Origin of the sequence: Streptomyces sp. NPDC047028, assembly GCF_040644095.1 — a bacterium.
Classification (GTDB): Bacteria; Actinomycetota; Actinomycetes; order Streptomycetales; family Streptomycetaceae; genus Streptomyces.
In genome coordinates this window covers 14,272-31,965 of the sequence record NZ_JBEYVS010000026.1, presented here as the reverse complement: position 1 = coordinate 31,965, position 17,694 = coordinate 14,272, and the positions used below count along the sequence as shown (strand labels likewise).

The following is a 17,694-nucleotide window of genomic DNA, read 5'->3' as shown; positions in this document are numbered from 1 at the left end:
GGCGGCTCCCTATAAAGCCACCCTGAGTGTCTGTCGGCGACCTCAGGTTACCGAGCGCTCCCCGTGCGTCCGCACCCGACCCTCCCCCAACGCCGGTCACTCCCTCCGGGCGGCGGTACCTGATCCGTACCGTGGGGAGTCTCGCCCCCGCCGCCCCTTCCCTTCCCGTCCCTGGGGGCAGGCCCCCAGGGACGCTCGCGCAGTTCCCCGCGCCCCTTGGGCGCGCCCCGTTCGCGCCGTCTTGGCCTGCGGGTGCCTGGTGACCGGCCGCGCAGTTCCCCGCGCTCCTGAAGGGGGCCCGTCGGCTTCGCTTCCGTGCGGTTCCGGATTGGCGGGGTGCTCGTACGGCATTCACATAACGCGCTCGCAAGAGCGTCGTCCGGATGCGCGCAACAGCCTCGGCGAATTTTCCGTGAAGGAATGCGCGGGCACCCCGGATATTGATCATCGGTCGCCCATCCGGCCCCCCGTGATCAATTCCGGATTCGTCTCGTATCCGGCTCGGACCACCGAACGGAGTAGCGGAAGTCGTACGCTTGGAACCGGACATATAGGGACGTTTGCCCGCTTGGGAGCGGTTCCGGAGGCCTGTGACGAGCCTGTTTCACTGCGTCCGGAGAGCCCCTCCGACCTGCGAATACCCGCCCCCGCGCGGCCTCCGCAGCACGTTCCTGTCGTTGTTGTCAAGCCCCGAGATATGCCCTGACCTGCGAAAACGCCATTCAGAACCGCTGGTTTCCGTGTTACCCTGGATAGCCACGGAAGGGGTACCTGTCACATGACGTTCAAGGTTGGCGACACCGTGGTCTATCCCCATCACGGGGCCGCGCTGATCGAGGCCATCGAAACTCGTCAGATCAAAGGCGTGGACAAGACCTACTTGGTGCTGAAGGTCGCCCAGGGTGACCTGACGGTGCGCGTGCCGGCGGACAATGCGGAGTTCGTGGGTGTGCGTGATGTGGTCGGTCAGGACGGACTCGACCGGGTCTTCGAGGTGTTGCGCGCGCCGTACGCCGAGGAGCCCACGAACTGGTCGCGCCGCTACAAGGCAAACCTGGAGAAGCTCGCCTCCGGCGATGTCATCAAGGTCGCGGAAGTCGTCCGTGACCTGTGGCGTCGTGAGCGCGAGCGCGGACTCTCCGCCGGTGAGAAGCGCATGCTCGCCAAGGCCCGCCAGATCCTGGTGAGCGAGCTGGCTCTCGCGGAGAACACCAACGAGGACAAGGCCGAGGCCCTCCTCGACGAGGTGCTCGCCTCCTGACGCACGGCGGACGGCGGCCTGGCAGCAGGCAGCAGCCGGTGTGCTCAGCACGCTCAGCACGATGAGAATGCCGCGGTGCCCGATGACACTGACCCTGTCGCCGGGCGCTGCGGCATATCCGTGTCCGGAACACCCCGCAGGCCGACGAACCACCTGGCGCACACCTCGGGAAAATCCCCCCGATACTTGACGTGCCGGGCCCGGGCAGAGGGCTTGACCAGGGTCACGGAAGGGTCCGGTCAAGGCGTCGCGCCCGGCACTCCTCCAGGCCATACCCACCTGGGTCGAGCACACAAACCTGACAGGAACCGATGTCTGACGATTCGCGCCCTTCGCCCGCGCAAGTCCGCGCCGAGACCGGCCCGCACACCGGCGTCGCCGCCGTGATCCCCGCCGCCGGCCGGGGCGTACGCCTCGGGCCGGGTGCCCCCAAGGCGCTCCGCACGCTGAACGGCACCCCCATGCTGATCCACGCGGTCCGCGCCCTCGCCGCCTCCCGGCACGTCACCCTCGTCGTCGTCGTCGCCCCGCCCGACGGCGCCCCCGAGGTCAAGTCCCTGCTCGACGCGCACGCGCTGCCTGGGGGCACCCCCAGCGGAAGCTGGGGGAGCACGGACTTCCTCGTCGTCCCCGGCGGCGAGTCCCGCCAGGAGTCGGTGAAGCTGGGCCTGGACGCACTGCCCCCCGGCCACGATGTCGTCCTCGTCCACGACGCGGCCCGGCCCCTCGTCCCCGTCGACACCGTCGACGCCGTCATCGAGGCCGTCCGCGACGGCGCGCGCGCCGTCGTCCCCGCCCTGCCGCTCGCCGACACCGTCAAGGAAGTCGAGCCCGCCGCGACCCCCGGCGACCCCGAGCCCGTCGTGGCCACCCCCGCGCGGGCCCGGCTGCGCGCCGTACAGACCCCCCAGGGCTTCGACCGGGACACCCTCGTCCGCGCCCACGAGACCGTCACCGACGACGTCACCGACGACGCGAGCATGGTCGAACAGCTCGGCCTCCAGGTCGTGACCGTCCCCGGCCACGAAGAGGCCTTCAAGGTGACCCGCCCCCTCGACCTCGTCCTCGCCGAGGCCGTCCTCGCCCGCCGGAGGCTCAACGATGGCTTCTGACCACCCCGCCCCCGGTGCCCTTCCCCAGGTCGGCATCGGCACCGACATCCACGCCTTCGAGGACGGCCGCGAACTGTGGTGCGCCGGGCTGAAGTGGGAGGGCGAGGGCACCGGCCTGGCCGGGCACTCCGACGCCGACGTCGTCGCGCACGCCGCCTGCAACGCCCTCTTCTCCGCCGCCGGACTCGGCGACCTCGGACAGCACTTCGGCACCGGCCGCCCCGAGTGGTCCGGCGCCTCCGGGGTCACCCTGCTCACCGAGGCCGCCCGGATCGTGCGCGAGGCGGGGTTCGTCATCGGCAACGTCGCCGTCCAGGTCGTCGGCCCCCGCCCGAAGATCGGCAAGCGGCGCGAGGAGGCGCAGAAGATCCTCTCCGAGGCGGCCGGCGCCCCCGTCTCCGTCTCCGGCGCCACCACCGACGGACTCGGATTCCCCGGCCGGGACGAAGGCCTGATGGCCGTCGCCACCGCCCTGGTCGCCCGCGCGGGCTGAGAAGAGGGAGAGCCGAGAAGCGGACCCCACCGGTCCGGGAAGCGGGACGAGAAACGCCGCCGGGGAACTCGTACGACCGGTGCATTCCACTGCCCCCGGCCCACTACCCTGGACTGGTGACTATTCGCCTGTACGACACCAGCGCCCGGCAGATCCGTGACTTCTCCCCGCTCAAGCCGGGCTGCGTCTCGATCTACCTGTGTGGCGCCACCGTGCAGGCCGCACCGCACATCGGGCACATCCGTTCGGGCCTCAACTTCGACATCATGCGCCGCTGGTTCGCGTACCGCGGCTACGAGGTGACCTTCGTCCGGAACGTCACCGACATCGACGACAAGATCATCGCCAAGGCGGCCGACCAGGGCCGCCCCTGGTGGTCGCTCGGCTACGAGAACGAACGCGCCTTCGACGCCGGCTACACGGCGCTCGGCTGCCTGCCGCCGACGGTCGAGCCCCGCGCCACCGGCCATGTGCCGGAGATGATCGAGATGATGCGGGGCCTCATCGAGCGCGGGCACGCCTACGCGGCCGACGGCAACGTCTACTTCGACGTACGCTCCCTGCCCGGCTACCTCGAACTGTCCCGGCAGGAGTTGGACAACCTGCTCCAGCCGTCCGGCGAGGGCGAGACCGGCAAGCGGGACCCGCGCGACTTCGCCATGTGGAAGGCCGCCAAGCCCGGCGAGCCTACCTGGCCGACCCCGTGGGGCCCCGGCCGCCCCGGCTGGCACCTGGAGTGCTCGGCGATGGCCCACAAGTACCTGGGCACCGCCTTCGACATCCACGGCGGGGGCATCGACCTGATCTTCCCGCACCACGAGAACGAGATCGCCCAGGCCAAGGCCTACGGCGACGAGTTCGCCCGGTACTGGGTGCACAACGCCTGGGTGACGATCTCAGGCGAGAAGATGGCCAAGTCGCTCGGCAACAGTGTGCTCGTCTCCGAGATGGTCAAGCGGTGGCGCCCCATCGTGCTCCGCTACTACCTCGGCACCCCGCACTACCGCTCGATGATCGAGTACAGCGAGGAGGCGCTGCGCGAGGCCGAGTCGGCGTTCGCGCGGATCGAGGGCTTCATCCAGCGCGTCATCGAGAAGGCCGGGGGAGTGGTCGAACCGGCCGCCGACGTACCGCCCGCCTTCGCCGAGGCGATGGACGACGACCTGGGCGTCCCGCAGGCCCTCGCCGTCATCCACACCACCGTCCGGCAGGGCAACAGCGCGCTGGCCGCCGACGACAAGGAAGCCGCCGTAGAACGCCTCGCGGAGGTCCGGGCCATGCTCGGCGTCCTCGGTCTCGACCCGCTCGACCCGCACTGGGCCGGCGAGACCGACCGCGGGGAAGACCTGCACGGCGTCGTCGACAGCCTCGTACGCCTCGTCCTCGACCAGCGCGAGTCCGCCCGCGCCCGCAAGGACTGGGCCACCGCCGACGCCATCCGCGACCAGCTGAACCAGTCCGGCCTCCTCATCGAGGACGGCCCCCAGGGCCCCCGCTGGACCCTCGGCCCGCGCTAGCCCGCCGCCGTCCTCCACCATCCGCAACCTTGATCGATTGTGCCGCCCGGCCCCCCGGGCGGCACACTGCATAGACGCACGTACGACAATCGCGTACGGCAACCCGTACACCGCGTACGCCCACCGCGTACGGCACCTCACGACAGACAGGTAGGTCATGGCCGCGAACAACCGCCGCATGTCCGGCAAGAAGGGCGCGCAGGTCGGCAGTGGCGGCCAGCGGCGCAAGGGCCTGGAGGGCCGGGGCCCGACCCCGCCGGCCGAGATGCGCAAGGGCCACAAGAAGAACCGCGTCGCCAACGCCAAGGCCAAGCAGAGCGCCCGCCGTCCCGCACCCCGTGGCCGCGGCGGCAGGTCGGCGTCCGAACTCGTCGTCGGCCGCAACCCCGTCGTCGAGGCGCTGCGCGAGGGCGTGCCCGCGTCCACGCTCTACGTCCAGCAGTTCATCGACAACGACGAGCGTGTCCGCGAGGCCCTCCAGCTCGCCGCCGAGCGCGGCGGCATCAACCTCATGGAGGCCCCGCGCCCCGAGCTGGACCGCATGACCAACGGGCTCAACCACCAGGGCCTGGTCCTCCAGGTCCCGCCCTACGAGTACGCGCACCCCGAGGACCTCACCGAGGCGGCCTACGACGAGAGCGCCGACCCGCTGATCGTCGCCCTCGACGGCGTCACCGACCCGCGCAACCTCGGCGCGGTCGTCCGCTCGGTCTCCGCCTTCGGCGGCCACGGCGTCGTCGTCCCCGAGCGCCGCTCGGCCGGCATGACCGCCGGTGCCTGGAAGACCTCCGCCGGTACGGCGGCCCGTACGCCGGTCGCCCGCGCCACCAACCTGACCCGGACCCTGGAGTCGTACCAGAAGGCCGGTCTCACGGTCGTCGGCCTCGCCGCCGACGGCGAGCTGGAACTCGGCGACCTGGACGCGCTGGCCGGACCGGTCGTCATCGTCGTCGGCAGCGAGGGCAAGGGCCTGTCCCGCCTGGTCGGCGAGACCTGCGACCACCGCGTCCGCATCCCGATGCCGGGCGGCGCCGAGTCCCTCAACGCGGGCGTCGCGGCGGGCATCGTGCTCTACGAAGCGGCCCGCAGGCGGGGCTGAACACCTGTCCGTCGGTTCACCCGCCCGGGGGAATTCCGGGGGCCATACGGCGTCCATTCGGGCCTCCGGGCGGGTTTGACGGGGTCCGGACACATCCGGGCGGTCAAGGCAGTGTCCTAACACCACGTCACTCGGTTAGATGAGTGTGGACACCAGAACACCCCGCACACCCACGGGGGACCGCTCCTCGGGATTCCAGTCCGGTCCCGACGAAGCTCCCGCGCTGAGCATGGTGAAGGTGCCGAGCGATCCGGCGCAGGTCATCGTCAATCACGCCAGCTTCCGCGTACAGCTGGGCGCGTCGGCGAAACGCAACCAGTCCCCGCGGATCGCCCGCCACCTCAGCGCCACCCCGACCACCGCCCGCACGCCCGCCGGCGGCACCGCGGGCCGCGCGGGCGCCACCACCGGCCGCCGCCGACCCGTCGTCTGGAGCGGCAAGTCCGCGCCCGACGACACCGGCGCCCACCGCCTCCTCCAGGCCGTCCGGGGCAGCAGCGTCCGACACACCGACGAACCCCTCACCGAGCCCGGTGCCACGCAGGTCATCCCACGCGTCACCCCCGGCTACGCCGGCACCGGCAGCTACGCCGAGACGTACGACGCCCTCGACCAGACCGTCGAGTCCCCCGTCGTCGGCCACCAGCGCACGTCCCCCGACGACGGCACCCGCCTGCTCCCCCACATGCGCCAGGCGGGCAGCGCCTACGACGAACCGGCCTACACCGAACCGGGGTACGCCGAACCGGGTTACGCGGGCGCCGGCTTCGAGGACGACCACAGGGACGCCGACGACGACTACGCGCGCTCCCCCAAGCGCCACGGCGACGACCCCGCCCGGCACGCGTACTACCCGGGCCGCCGCATGAACCTCGGCGTCGTCCTGCTCCCGCTGCGCATCTTCCTCGGCTTCATCTCCATCTACGCCGGCATGGGCAAGCTGTGCGACCCCGTCTACTTCGACGGCGGCAAGCGCGGCTCCATGGTCAAGTGGCTCAACACCCTGCACCCCTGGGAAGTCGCCGAGCCGCTGCGCCAGTTCGCCCTGCACCACCCGGTCGGCTCCGGGCTCGTCATCGCCTTCGCCCAGGTCGTCGTCGGTGTCCTGACCATCCTCGGCTGCTGGCAGCGCGTGGGCGCGGTCCTCGGCGGGCTGCTCTCCGCCGCGCTGATCGTCACCGTCAGCTGGAAGACCGTCCCGGCGTACGACGCGCCCGACATCATCTACCTGGCCGCCTGGTCCCCGTTGATCATCGCCGGCGCCCCCGTCTACTCCATCGACGGGCGCCTCGCGGGCGGTGCCTGGCGCACGCTCGGGCCCCGCGCCGACATCTGGGACCTGCGCCGGTACGTCCTGCGGCGCGGCGCCCTCGTCACCGCCGTCACGGTCGGGCTCACCCTGCTGGTCGGCTCGCTGCTGGGCAGCGCGGTCCGCGACTCGGGGCGTGTGGTCGTGCCCGGTCCCGGCGAGGCGCCCCGCAACAACCTCCCGGGTTCACCGCTCCCCGGTGACCCCGCCACCACACCGCGCAAGAAGACGCCGCCGTCCACGACGCCGTCCCACGGCGCCACGACCGGCGCGAGCCCCTCCGGGGCGGCTACGACTCCGGGTACGGCCCGCGGCACGGGCGGTACGACGACCACGCCCAGCTCGACCCAGGGCACGACCGGCCGCACCCCGCCCCGCCGCTCCTCCCCCACAGGCGGCGCCCCCAGCACCACGGCCGGCCCCACCAGCTCCGGCTCCTCCAGCGGCGGCAGCACGTCCACAGGCGGCACGGGCACCTCCGGCGGTAACACCTCCACCGGCCAGCCGGGCCTGGTGGGCGGCCTCCTCGGCTGACCCCCCCCACGAAGGGACCGCACCTCACAAGGTGCGGTCCCTTCGTGCGCCGACCGGGGTGCACTCCCCGGTGCCGACAGGTTGCCGCCCGCGCCCACCCGTGCCGCCCTGTGGCCCGCCTGCCCGCGGCTTGGGCGGAGGCGGGGAGCAGGAGGCCGACGGGCGGCTGAGGGGGGACGCGGGAGGCTGGCCCGCGGTTGGGCGGGGCAGGCGGGTGCGTCGCGCGCAGGAGGCGGAGCTGATCCGGCGCACGGCAAGTGACCCCACCCAGGGGCGCGGGGAACTGCGCGACGGGCCGATACGTGCCGGCACTCGGGACTCCGGGGCGCGGGGAACTGCGCGACACGCCACGACGTGCCCGCACTTGGCAGCGCAGCCGTACCCGCGCCCGCGGAACTGTCAGCGACGCCCCGTGGACAGTTCCTTCGCCGCCTCCGTCAGATCCTTCGCCGTGTCGATGGCCCGCCAGTACGACCCCTGCGGAATCGGGAACCCGGCGAGTTGCCGCTCACGGGCCAGCCGGGGGAACGTGGTCCGCTCGTGATCCCCCCGCTCCGGCAGCATCCCGGCGAACTCCGCGGAGAACACGTACACCCCCGCGTTGATCTCGAACGTGGACGGCGGCGCCTCGATGAAGTCGGTGATGTGCCCGAACCCGTCCGTCTGCACGGCCCCCCAGGGAATCCGCGGACGGGCCAGCGCGAGCGTCGCGACGGCGTCCCGCTCGGTGTGGAAGTCGGCCATGTCCCGCAGCGAGAAGCGGGTCCAGATGTCGCCGTTGGTGGCGTACCAGGGCTGCTCGGGTCGGGGCAGGTGCGCGGCGGCGTACTTCAGGCCGCCACCGCGGCCCAGCGGCTCGGTCTCCACGACGGTCGTGACCGAGAGGGGCAGCTCCGCGGAGTCCAGCCACTTCTGCAGGACCTCGGCGAGGTGGCCGCAGGAGACCACCACGTCCGTCACGCCCTCCTCGGCGAGCCAGACGAGCTGATGGCCGATGATCGGGGTGCCCGTGCCGGGGATCTCGACCATCGGCTTGGGCCGGTCGTCGGTGTACGGACGAAGCCGTGAGCCCTGGCCACCGGCCAGGACCACGGCTTGAGTGGGGCGCGACGCGGCGTTCGGATGGGTCATGGACCGCACTGTACGTGGCGCCCCGCACGCTCCGGCCGCCGACGGCGTCCTCTTAAGGAGCCGTTACCGACTTCCGAACGCGGTTTCAGCTGTGCGCGGCCAGCACCCCGGACGCGAACGACGTGTCGCACACCGGGCGGGCGTAGGACTGGGCGCGCGAGGCGCCGTAGATCCGCACCGCGGCCTTGCCCAGCGAGCGGGCGATCGACGAGCAGTGCTTCGCCAGCCCCGGGTGCCCGTTGACGGCCTGCTGGAGGTGGGTCAGGACCACCCCCGGGTTCTTGTCCTGCAGCTCGGTCATCAGCCGGTCGCGCAGCACGTCCTGCGCGGGGCGGGACACCGGGTGCGAGGAGACCTCCGCCGAGGAGACGTCCGAGGCGGTCAGCACCGAGCTGCCGGGGCTCCCCGTCCAGTTGACCCGCGTGACGGCGAGGGTCCCGGAGAGCACCAGGACGACGGGCAGTACGAAGGCGAGAGTGCGGCCGATCCGGCGGGCAGGGCCGCCCCGGTGGCCACGTCGCGTCTGAGGGGTGGTGGAGTGCTTCACGCACGGGAGCGTAGCGCGTGGTAATGATTTGGCGACATTTGGTCACCGGTTCGGGGGACGAAGTGGTGCCCTTTTGGTGATGACGGGTTGACGCACGCTGCTCGAAATGCACCCGCTTGCCGGGGTATTCACGCGTAACGCGGAGGGCCCCGCAGCGAACTGCGGGGCCCTTGACGTCAACCTGGGCGTTTTCACCCGAGACGAGGGTTTCGCTCGGCGGCGTCAGCCGTCAGTCGGAGAGGCGCTCACCCGTGGACGTGGAGAACACGTGGGTTTCGCCCGGCCGCGGCACGACGTGCAGCTGCGCGCCCTTCTCCGGCACCTGACGCCCGTTGACCCGGACGACCAGGTCCTTCGTCTCTCCGCCGACCTCGGCGGTGCCGTACACGTACCCGTCGGCGCCCAGCTCCTCGACGACGTTCACGGAGACGGCCAGACCGGCCGGCGCGTCCGCGGTGTCCTTCGACAGCGACGCGGCCGCCCCACCGTCGTGCTCGACCACGTCGAAGTGCTCGGGACGCACACCGACCGTGACCGTACGGTCACCCTTGTCGGCGGCGGCCTTCAGCGCCTCCCGGTTGACGGGCACCACGCTGTTGCCGAACTTCACACCACCGTCGGTGATCGGCACCTCGACCAGGTTCATGGCGGGGGAGCCGATGAACCCGGCGACGAACAGGTTGGCCGGACGGTCGTACATGTTGCGCGGCGAGTCGACCTGCTGGAGCAGGCCGTCCTTGAGGACGGCCACCCGGTCGCCCATCGTCATGGCCTCGACCTGGTCGTGGGTGACGTAGACCGTGGTGATGCCCAGACGGCGCTGCAGCGAGGCGATCTGCGTACGCGTGGACACACGGAGCTTGGCGTCCAGGTTGGACAGCGGCTCGTCCATGAGGAACACCTGCGGCTCACGCACGATCGCACGGCCCATCGCGACACGCTGGCGCTGACCACCGGAGAGCGCCTTCGGCTTGCGGTCCAGGTACTCGCTCAGGTCGAGGATCTTCGCGGCCTCCTCGACCTTCTGCCGGATCTCCGCCTTCGGCACACCGGCGATCTTGAGCGCGAAGCCCATGTTGTCGGCGACCGTCATGTGCGGGTACAGGGCGTAGTTCTGGAACACCATGGCGATGTCCCGGTCCTTGGGCGGCAGGTGCGTGACGTCGCGGTCACCGATGCGAATGGCGCCGCCGTTGACGTCTTCCAGCCCCGCGAGCATTCGCAGCGAGGTGGACTTTCCGCAACCCGACGGGCCGACCAGGACGAGGAACTCGCCGTCCTCGATCGCGATGTCGAGACCGTCGACGGCGGGCTTGTCGGAACCCGGGTAGATCCGGGTCGCCTTGTCGAACGTGACTGTGGCCATGGTGAATGGGCCCCCTTCTACCGGCAGGAACGTGCCGGACGATCCGTTGTAGGAAGGTGGTGTCTGGTGTAGTCCACCGGAGCGAACTGCCTCAGGACGCTACCTGCCGCCCCCCGCATCTGTCAGCACCCACAGCCCTGTGAACTTCACGGAAATTCTCGGCAGGGGCGGTTCGGGACCTGGGTACACTGCACAGGCACGTACGCGGCACGCGCGCGTGCATGCCTCCTTAGCTCAGCTGGTCAGAGCGCCGCTCTTGTAAAGCGAAGGTCGTCGGTTCGAATCCGACAGGGGGCTCCGGACACGCAGGGCCATCCGCACCGCACGGTGTGGGTGGCCCTCGTCGTTTGCGTCTGGGAGTCGATCCGGAGGGACACAGCACATGGCACCGCAGATCCTGCGCGCCGGGGACAGGGCGTCCGCGCCGTGGAAGAACGGGGGTGGGCTGACGGCGGAGGTCGCGGTTCGGCCGGTGGGGGCGGGGACGGGGGACTTCGGGTGGCGGGTCAGCGTCGCCGATGTGGCGGCCGGGGGGCCGTTCTCCGCGTTTCCGGGGGTGGAGAGGGTCATCACCCTCGTGGAGGGGGCGGGGATGGAGCTCGTCGTCGACGGGGTTCCGCACACCGTGGACGAGCCGTACGAGCCGTTCACCTTCTCCGGTGACGCGGTCACGGAGTGCCGGCTGTTGGGTGGGCCGATCGTGGACTTCAACGTGATGGTGCGGCGGGATGAGGTGGCCGCGACGGTCCGGGTGGTGCGATCGCGTACGGCGGTGCGGGCGGTAGCCGCGACGGATGTGCTGGTGGTCGTGCTGGACGGGTCGGCCGTGCTGGAGGGGGCCGGGGTCCGGCTCGGCCGCCTTGACGCGGTGCTGCTGCGGGACGGGGAGGGTGACGAACTCGGCGTGGAGGGGGTGCTGGCGATCGTGGAGCTGGAGGAGCGGGGCGGCACTCGGCCGGGGGTGGGTAGCGCGGCCCGGCGCTGACAGGTTGCCGTCCGCGCCGCCCTGCGGCACGCCTGCCCGCGGATTGCCCATGTGCCGGGCGCCGTTCCGGCGTACGAGGCGGCCGGCGCCCCCCCGTCGAGGGCGCCGGCCGCCTCGTTGCCGTAGGTCAGCTGGTTCGGAGCAGGGTGCGTAGGACCTCTCGTAGCACGCCCTCGGGGTCCGGGGCCGCCGATGAGGTGCGCCAGGCGATGAAGCCGTCGGGGCGGATGAGGACGGCGCCGTCGGCGGTGACGCCGTGGAGGCGGGCCCAGTCGGTGGTGTCGTCGTCGTAGGTGAGGTCCGCGTCGGCGCCGGGACCGATGCGGTACGCGTCGAGGGGGATGCCGTCGGCCTCGGCGATGCGGCGGGCCGCGGTGTGCCAGCCGGCGTCGTCGGGGGCGTCGGTGAGGAGGACGAGGGAGCGTTCGTACAGGTCGAGGGTGGAGAGGCGCTCGCCGGCGCGGCGGAGCCACAGGTGCGGGGCGCGGGTGCCGGGGCGGCCGGTGAGGTCGAGGGTGTCGGGGACGACGGGCTGGTCGGGGTCGCCGCCGAGGACCGCTCCGTGGGGGTAGTGGTAGCCGAGGACGACGTTGAGGATGCCGCCGCGTTTGGCGCCGCCGACGCCGGGGGCGGGGGCGAAGCCGGGGTGGGCGTGTTCGACGGAGCGGGCGGAGGCGCGGGCGCTGGTGGCGAGGGCGACGGGGCGGCGTTCGGTGTCGTAGGTGTCGAGGAGGCCGGGGCCGGCCCAGCCCTGGTGGACGGCGGCGAGTTTCCAGGCGAGGTTGTGGGCGTCCTGGATGCCGGTGTTGGAGCCGAAGGCGCCGGTGGGTGACATCTCGTGGGCGGAGTCGCCGGCGAGGAAGACGCGGCCGGCGGAGTAGGTGTCGGCGACGCGTTCGGCGGCGCGCCAGGACGCCATCCCGGTGATCTCGACGTCGAGGTCGGGGACGCCGACGGCGAGGGCGATGTGCCGTTGGAGGCGTTCCTCGGTGAACTCCTCCAGGGTTTCGCCGTGTTCGGGGTGCCAGGGGGCGTGGAAGACCCAGCGCTCCTTGTTGTCGACGGGGAGGAGGGCGCCGTCGGCCTCGGGGTTGGTGAGGTAGCAGCAGATGAAGCGGCGGTCGCCGACGACTTCGGCGAGACGGGCGGAACGGAACGTGACGCTGACGTTGGCGAAGAGGTCGCCGGGCCCGCTCTGGCCGATACCGAGGCGTTCGCGGACGGGGCTGCGGGGGCCGTCGGCGGCGACGAGGTGGTCGGCGTGGACAGTGAGGCGTTCGTCGGTGGTGCGGTCGCGGACGACGGCCGTCACTCCGTGGGCGTCCTGCTCGAAGGTCTCCAGTTCGTGGGAGTAGCGCAGGTCGCCGCCGAGTTCGCGGGCGGTGTCGAGGAGGACGGGTTCGAGGTCGTTCTGGCTGCACAGGCACCAGGCTGTGGGGCTGAACCGGGCGAGTCCGCCGCCGGGGTCGATCTCCTTGAACAGCCATTCGCCGGCGTCGCCGACGAGGGTGGGGGTCTGGAGGATGCCGTGGTTGTCGGCGAGCAGGGACGCGGCGGCCTTGATGGCGGGTTCGGCTCCGGCGACGTGGAAGAGTTCCAGGGTGCGGACGTTGTTGCCGCGTCCGCGCGGGTGGATCGAGGTCCCGGAGTGACGTTCGACGAGCAGGTGCGGTACGCCGAGCCGGCCGAGGAACAGGGACATGGACAGGCCCACCAGTGAGCCGCCCACGATGAGGACGGGGACTCGGTGGTCGGCTTTTCGGTGCATCGGGCCTCCAGTGGCTTGGTGCGTGGGCGCCGTGGCGGTGGGGTGCGCGCGTGCGGGGGCGCCTGTGTGTGTTCTTGCCCGGTGACGGTGGCTTCGGCCGTGCCATCACTCGTGTGGTTCAGCGGCTCCGCCGGGGCCCCTCACTCGTGTGGTTCAGCGGCCCTGCGGGGTCCCGTCACCCGCGTGGTTCAGCGGTCCCTCGGGCCCCATCACCCGCGTGGTTCATACGAGTCGCGTGCTCGTGGGGGACCGGCACAGGATCGAGGAGCGCTGCCGGCGCGTCCGGTGCGGCCGGCGCGGCCCCTGTCCCGCCCTGTCCCGCGAAGGAGATGTGCCGAGGATGACGACCACGTCCGAACGTCTTTCTGAATCGCTGACACGTGAGGTGTCCAAGCGTGTCTCGCAGTCCGTGTTCGACGGCTCCCGGTTGCGGGTCGTCCTGCTGGTGGATGTGTACGACGGTGCGCAGCAGCAGTTCCTGGAGGCGTACGAGCAGCTGTGCAAGCAGGTGGCGTCGGTCCCGGGGCATGTGAGCGACCAGCTGTGCCAGTCGATCGAGAACCCGTCGCAGTGGCTCATCACGAGTGAGTGGGAGAGCGCTCCGCCGTTCCTGACCTGGGTGAACAGCGAGGAGCACGTGCGGATGGTGGAGCCGCTGCACAGTTGTGTGCGGGACACGCGGTCGCTGCGTTTCCACATCGTCCGGGAGACGGGGTCGGCGGCGTCGGTGGCCGAGCCGGGTGACGAGCGGCGGTTGCAGGCGCATCCGCGGATCGGTGACGGAGTGATCCGGCACGCGCTGACGTTCACGGTGAAGCCGGGGACGGAGGCGGAGGTACGGCGGATCCTGTCGGAGTACGCCTCCCCGCGCGCCCGGGTGGACGACGCGACGCGGCTGTGCCGGACGTCGTTGTTCATGGTGGGCAACCGGGTGGTGCGGGCGATCGAGGTGCGCGGCGATCTGCTGGCGGCGTTGCGGCACGTGGCGCGGCAGCCGGAGATCCGGGCGTGCGAGGAGGCGCTGAACCCGTATCTGGAGCAGGACCGGGACCTGGACGACCAGGAGTCGGCGCGGATGTTCTTCACGCGGGCGGCGCTGCCGGCGGTGCACCACGTGACGGCGCACGAGCAGGCCGAGGGCGTACGGCGGGCCCTGTGCTATCCGGCGCGGCCGGGTGCGGGGATGCGGCTGGCGGAGCTGCTGGCGCAGCGGGACTCGGCGGCGGCGGACGTTCCGGGCAGTGCGGTGCTGCGCAGCACGGTCTTCCAGCGGGACGACGTGGTGGTGCGGCTGCTGGATCTGCGCGGGGAGCGGGACGCGGAGGCGCTGCCCGGGGACGCGGGGCAGGTGGCTCAGTTGCGGAAGCTGCTCGCCGGGGAGCCCGCGCCCATGGACCTGATCACGGATCGTCGTTCGGCGGACGAGGACTGAACACCTCTCGGCCGCACCCTGGCCCCCGCAGCCTGACCACCGCACCCTGACCACCCCCCCACTTCCCTTCCCTCACGGAGGAATGTCGTGACGCAATCCCCCACCCCATCCCGGCCGAGGATCGTGGACCTCGGCGAGGTCGAGCCCAACACGCGCCGTGGCGGTGATCTGCGCGCCATGCTGACGCCGACGACGACGGGTGCCACCAGTGGTTTCATGGGGCTGGCCATCGTGCGGCCCGGTGAGCGCATCGGTGAGCACTACCACCCGTACTCGGAGGAGTTCGTGTACGTGGTGTGCGGTGAGCTGGAGGTCGACCTGGACGGTGAGCCGCTGGCGCTGCGGCCCGAGCAGGGGCTGATGATCCCCAAGCACATGCGGCACCGGTTCCGCAATGTCGGCAAGGTGGAGGCGCGGATGGTCTTCCACCTGGGTCCGCTGGCGCCGGAGCCGCGGCTCGGGCACGTGGACACGGAGGGCCTCGCGGAGTCGGAGATCGCCGCGGCCGCCGCCGCGGTGGCGGAGGCCGAGGCGGCGTTGACGGGGGCGGGGGCGGCGGTGGCGGCCGGGCCCACGGCCGCGGTCGCCGGCCGGGGGCAGGTGGGCTCATGAGCCGGCGGGTGGCGGTGACCGGCATAGGCATCGTCGCGCCGGGTGGCATAGGTGTGCCGGCCTTCTGGGACCTGCTGTCGGAGGGCCGGACGGCGACGCGGGGGATCACGTTCTTCGATCCGTCGGGGCTGCGGTCGCGGATCGCCGCGGAGTGCGATTTCGATCCGGCGGCGTACGGCCTCGGTCCCGAGGACGTCGAACGGGCGGACCGGTACATCCAGTTCGCGCTCGTGGCGGGCGACGAGGCCGTACGGGACGCGGGGCTCGACCTGGGCCGGGAGAACCCGTGGCGGGTCGGGGTGTCGCTGGGCACGGCGGTCGGCGGCACGACCCGGCTGGAGCACGACTACGTGCTGGTCAGTCATGGCGGTGAGCGCTGGGACGTGCAAGAGGAGCGGGCGGAGCCACAGTTGCACCGGGCGTTCTCGCCGAGCACGGTGGCCTCGGCGGTGGCGGAGCGGTTCGGCGCCCGGGGCCCGGTGCAGACGGTGTCCACGGGCTGTACCTCGGGCCTGGACGCGGTCGGGTACGCGTTCCACACCGTGGAGGAGGGGCGGGCCGACATCTGCATAGCCGGGGCGTCGGACTCGCCGATCTCCCCGATCACCATGGCCTGTTTCGACGCGATCAAGGCGACCTCGCCGAACAACGACGACCCGGCGCACGCCTCCCGGCCCTTCGACAACAACCGTGACGGGTTCGTCATGGGTGAGGGCGGCGCGGTGCTCGTCCTGGAGGAGTTGGAGCACGCGCGGGCGCGCGGCGCCCACGTTTACTGCGAACTGGGCGGCTACGCCACGTTCGGCAACGCGTACCACATGACCGGTCTGACCAGTGAGGGCCTGGAGATGGCCCGGGCGATCGACACCGCCATGGACCACGCCCGGCTGGACCCGACGGCCATCGACTACGTCAACGCGCACGGTTCCGGCACCCGGCAGAACGACCGGCACGAGACGGCCGCCGTGAAGCGGGCGCTCGGGCAGCACGCGTACGGCACCCCGATGTCCTCCATCAAGTCGATGGTGGGGCATTCGCTCGGGGCGATCGGCGCGATCGAGGTGGTGGCCTGTGTGCTGGCGCTGGCCAGGCAGGTCGTACCGCCGACGGCGAACTACGAGACCCCGGATCCCGAGTGCGACCTGGACTACGTGCCGCGTGTCGCCCGTGACCGAAAGCTGTCGAGCGTCCTGTCGGTGGGCAGCGGGTTCGGCGGTTTCCAGTCGGCGGTGGTCCTGACCCGGACGAGGGAGAGGTCACGATGAGCGAACCGCATACGGGAGGCAGCGCCGGGGACCGGCGGGCGGCCGTCACCGGTATCGGGGTGGTCGCGCCCAACGGCACGAGCACGGACACCTTCTGGAAGGCCACGCAGGAGGGCCTGAGCGTCCTGGACCGGATCACCCGGGAGGGCTGCGGGCATCTTCCGCTGAAGGTGGCCGGCGAGGTCAGGTCGTTCGATCCGGCGGCGACGATCGAGGAGCGTTTCCTCGTCCAGACCGACCGGTTCACCCACTACGCGATGGCGGCGGCCGACTTCGCGCTGGACGACGCGGGCCTCGGCCAGGTGGACACCTCGGCCGAGCCGTTCTCGGTCGGCGTGGTCACCGCGGCCGGCTCCGGCGGCGGCGAGTTCGGCCAGCGTGAGCTCCAGCAACTGTGGGGCAAGGGCAGCCGGTTCGTCGGGCCGTACCAGTCGATCGCCTGGTTCTACGCCGCCTCGACCGGCCAGGTGTCCATCCGCCGGGGCTTCAAGGGGCCCTGCTCGGTCGTCGCTTCGGACGAGGCCGGCGGCCTGGACGCCCTCGCGCACGCGGCGCGGGCGGTGCGGCGCGGCACCGACACGATCGTGGCGGGCTCCACGGAGGCGCCGCTCGCGCCGTACTCGATGGTGTGCCAGCTCGGCTACGAGGAGCTGAGCCGGGAGACCGACCCGGATCGTGCCTACCGCCCGTTCACGTCCGCCGCCTGCGGGTTCGTGCCGGCGGAGGGCGGGGCGATGCTCGTCGTGGAGTCGGCGGGTGCCGCCCGCGCGCGGGGGGCCGCCGTACGGGCGCTGATCGCGGGGCACGCGGCCACCTTCACCGGGGCCTCCCGGTGGGCGGAGTCCCGGGAGGGGCTCGCGCAGGCGATCCGGGGCGCGCTGGCGGAGGCGGGGTGTGCGCCGGAGGAGGTCGACGTGGTCTTCGCCGACGCCCTCGGCGTGCCGGAGGCGGACCGGGCCGAGGCGCTGGCGCTGGCAGACGCGCTCGGCGCGCACGCCGCGCGGGTGCCGGTGACGGCGCCGAAGACCGGCATCGGGCGCGGCTACTGCGCGGCGCCGGTGCTGGACGTGGCGGCGGCCGTCCTCGCGATGGAGCACGGACTGATCCCGCCGACGCCGAACGTGTTCGACGTCTGCCACGACCTCGACCTCGTGACCGGGCGCGCCCGGGTCGCCGAGCCGCGTACGGCACTGGTGCTCAGCCGCGGGCTCATGGGGTCGAACTCGGCGCTCGTGCTGAGGCACGGCGCCGTGCAGTGAGCAC

The 17,694-nt window shown here is 71.9% G+C and carries 15 protein-coding genes and 1 tRNA gene; 12 read left to right on the top strand and 4 right to left on the bottom strand.

Annotated features, from left to right (window positions below):
* Positions 1 to 778 precede the first annotated feature (778 nt).
* From ABZ854_RS22820 to ABZ854_RS22795, 6 genes are all read left to right on the top strand, one after another.
* Positions 779 to 1,261: a CarD family transcriptional regulator gene (locus tag ABZ854_RS22820; RefSeq protein ID WP_003953493.1), complete on the top strand. Its 483-nt coding sequence runs from the start codon at positions 779 to 781 to the stop codon at positions 1,259 to 1,261.
* Between the two features lie 311 nt (positions 1,262 to 1,572).
* Positions 1,573 to 2,373, top strand: coding sequence for a 2-C-methyl-D-erythritol 4-phosphate cytidylyltransferase (gene ispD / locus ABZ854_RS22815; RefSeq protein WP_361213827.1), 801 nt, complete (start codon positions 1,573 to 1,575; stop codon positions 2,371 to 2,373).
* Entirely contained in the window at positions 2,363 to 2,866 is a 504-nt protein-coding gene (gene ispF / locus ABZ854_RS22810) for a 2-C-methyl-D-erythritol 2,4-cyclodiphosphate synthase (RefSeq protein ID WP_361213825.1), read from the top strand. Before ispD ends, ispF begins: the two co-directional genes overlap by 11 nt.
* Positions 2,867 to 2,982: 116 nt before the next feature.
* A complete protein-coding gene (cysS, locus tag ABZ854_RS22805) occupies positions 2,983 to 4,383 on the top strand; it encodes a cysteine--tRNA ligase (RefSeq protein WP_361213823.1) in 1,401 nt (466 codons plus the stop codon).
* A gap of 157 nt (positions 4,384 to 4,540) precedes the next feature.
* The gene (rlmB, locus tag ABZ854_RS22800; protein WP_361213822.1) at positions 4,541 to 5,482 is read left to right on the top strand and encodes a 23S rRNA (guanosine(2251)-2'-O)-methyltransferase RlmB; all 942 of its coding nucleotides are present in this window, start codon (positions 4,541 to 4,543) and stop codon (positions 5,480 to 5,482) included.
* 139 nt (positions 5,483 to 5,621) lie between these two features.
* On the top strand, positions 5,622 to 7,325 hold the full coding sequence (locus ABZ854_RS22795; RefSeq protein WP_361213820.1) for a DoxX family protein: 1,704 nt from the start codon (positions 5,622 to 5,624) through the stop codon (positions 7,323 to 7,325).
* 399 nt (positions 7,326 to 7,724) lie between these two features.
* Here the strand turns inward: ABZ854_RS22795 and ABZ854_RS22790 are convergent, their stop codons facing one another.
* The 3 genes from ABZ854_RS22790 to ugpC form a co-directional block, all read right to left on the bottom strand.
* Positions 7,725 to 8,456: a nucleotidyltransferase family protein gene (locus tag ABZ854_RS22790; protein ID WP_361213818.1), complete on the bottom strand. Its 732-nt coding sequence runs from the start codon at positions 8,454 to 8,456 to the stop codon at positions 7,725 to 7,727.
* A gap of 85 nt (positions 8,457 to 8,541) precedes the next feature.
* Positions 8,542 to 9,003 carry a hypothetical protein gene (locus ABZ854_RS22785; RefSeq protein ID WP_361213816.1) on the bottom strand — a complete coding sequence of 154 codons (462 nt, stop codon included), beginning with the start codon at positions 9,001 to 9,003 and terminating at the stop codon, positions 8,542 to 8,544.
* Between the two features lie 229 nt (positions 9,004 to 9,232).
* A complete protein-coding gene (gene ugpC, locus ABZ854_RS22780; protein WP_361213814.1) occupies positions 9,233 to 10,369 on the bottom strand; it encodes a sn-glycerol-3-phosphate ABC transporter ATP-binding protein UgpC in 1,137 nt (378 codons plus the stop codon).
* A 223-nt stretch (positions 10,370 to 10,592) separates the two neighbouring features.
* On the opposite strand from ugpC, the gene ABZ854_RS22775 reads away from it, so the two are divergent.
* Both ABZ854_RS22775 and ABZ854_RS22770 read left to right on the top strand, forming a co-directional pair.
* Positions 10,593 to 10,666: transfer RNA gene (locus ABZ854_RS22775), tRNA-Thr, on the top strand.
* A gap of 85 nt (positions 10,667 to 10,751) precedes the next feature.
* Positions 10,752 to 11,354: a HutD family protein gene (locus ABZ854_RS22770; protein ID WP_361213812.1), complete on the top strand. Its 603-nt coding sequence runs from the start codon at positions 10,752 to 10,754 to the stop codon at positions 11,352 to 11,354.
* 127 nt (positions 11,355 to 11,481) lie between these two features.
* On the opposite strand, the gene ABZ854_RS22765 is transcribed toward ABZ854_RS22770, so the two are convergent.
* A complete protein-coding gene (locus ABZ854_RS22765; RefSeq protein ID WP_361213810.1) occupies positions 11,482 to 13,122 on the bottom strand; it encodes an FAD-dependent monooxygenase in 1,641 nt (546 codons plus the stop codon).
* Between the two features lie 340 nt (positions 13,123 to 13,462).
* Between ABZ854_RS22765 and ABZ854_RS22760 the strand changes: the two genes are divergently transcribed.
* The 4 genes from ABZ854_RS22760 to ABZ854_RS22745 all read left to right on the top strand — a co-directional run bounded on the left by ABZ854_RS22760 (position 13,463) and on the right by ABZ854_RS22745 (position 17,690).
* Positions 13,463 to 14,554: a SchA/CurD-like domain-containing protein gene (locus tag ABZ854_RS22760; RefSeq protein WP_361213808.1), complete on the top strand. Its 1,092-nt coding sequence runs from the start codon at positions 13,463 to 13,465 to the stop codon at positions 14,552 to 14,554.
* A gap of 123 nt (positions 14,555 to 14,677) precedes the next feature.
* On the top strand, positions 14,678 to 15,166 hold the full coding sequence (locus tag ABZ854_RS22755; RefSeq protein ID WP_361214000.1) for a cupin domain-containing protein: 489 nt from the start codon (positions 14,678 to 14,680) through the stop codon (positions 15,164 to 15,166).
* Positions 15,163 to 16,431, top strand: coding sequence for a beta-ketoacyl-[acyl-carrier-protein] synthase family protein (locus tag ABZ854_RS22750; protein ID WP_361213806.1), 1,269 nt, complete (start codon positions 15,163 to 15,165; stop codon positions 16,429 to 16,431). Before ABZ854_RS22755 ends, ABZ854_RS22750 begins: the two co-directional genes overlap by 4 nt.
* The gene (locus ABZ854_RS22745; protein ID WP_361213804.1) at positions 16,428 to 17,690 is read left to right on the top strand and encodes a beta-ketoacyl synthase N-terminal-like domain-containing protein; all 1,263 of its coding nucleotides are present in this window, start codon (positions 16,428 to 16,430) and stop codon (positions 17,688 to 17,690) included. Before ABZ854_RS22750 ends, ABZ854_RS22745 begins: the two co-directional genes overlap by 4 nt.
* Positions 17,691 to 17,694: the final 4 nt, after the last annotated feature.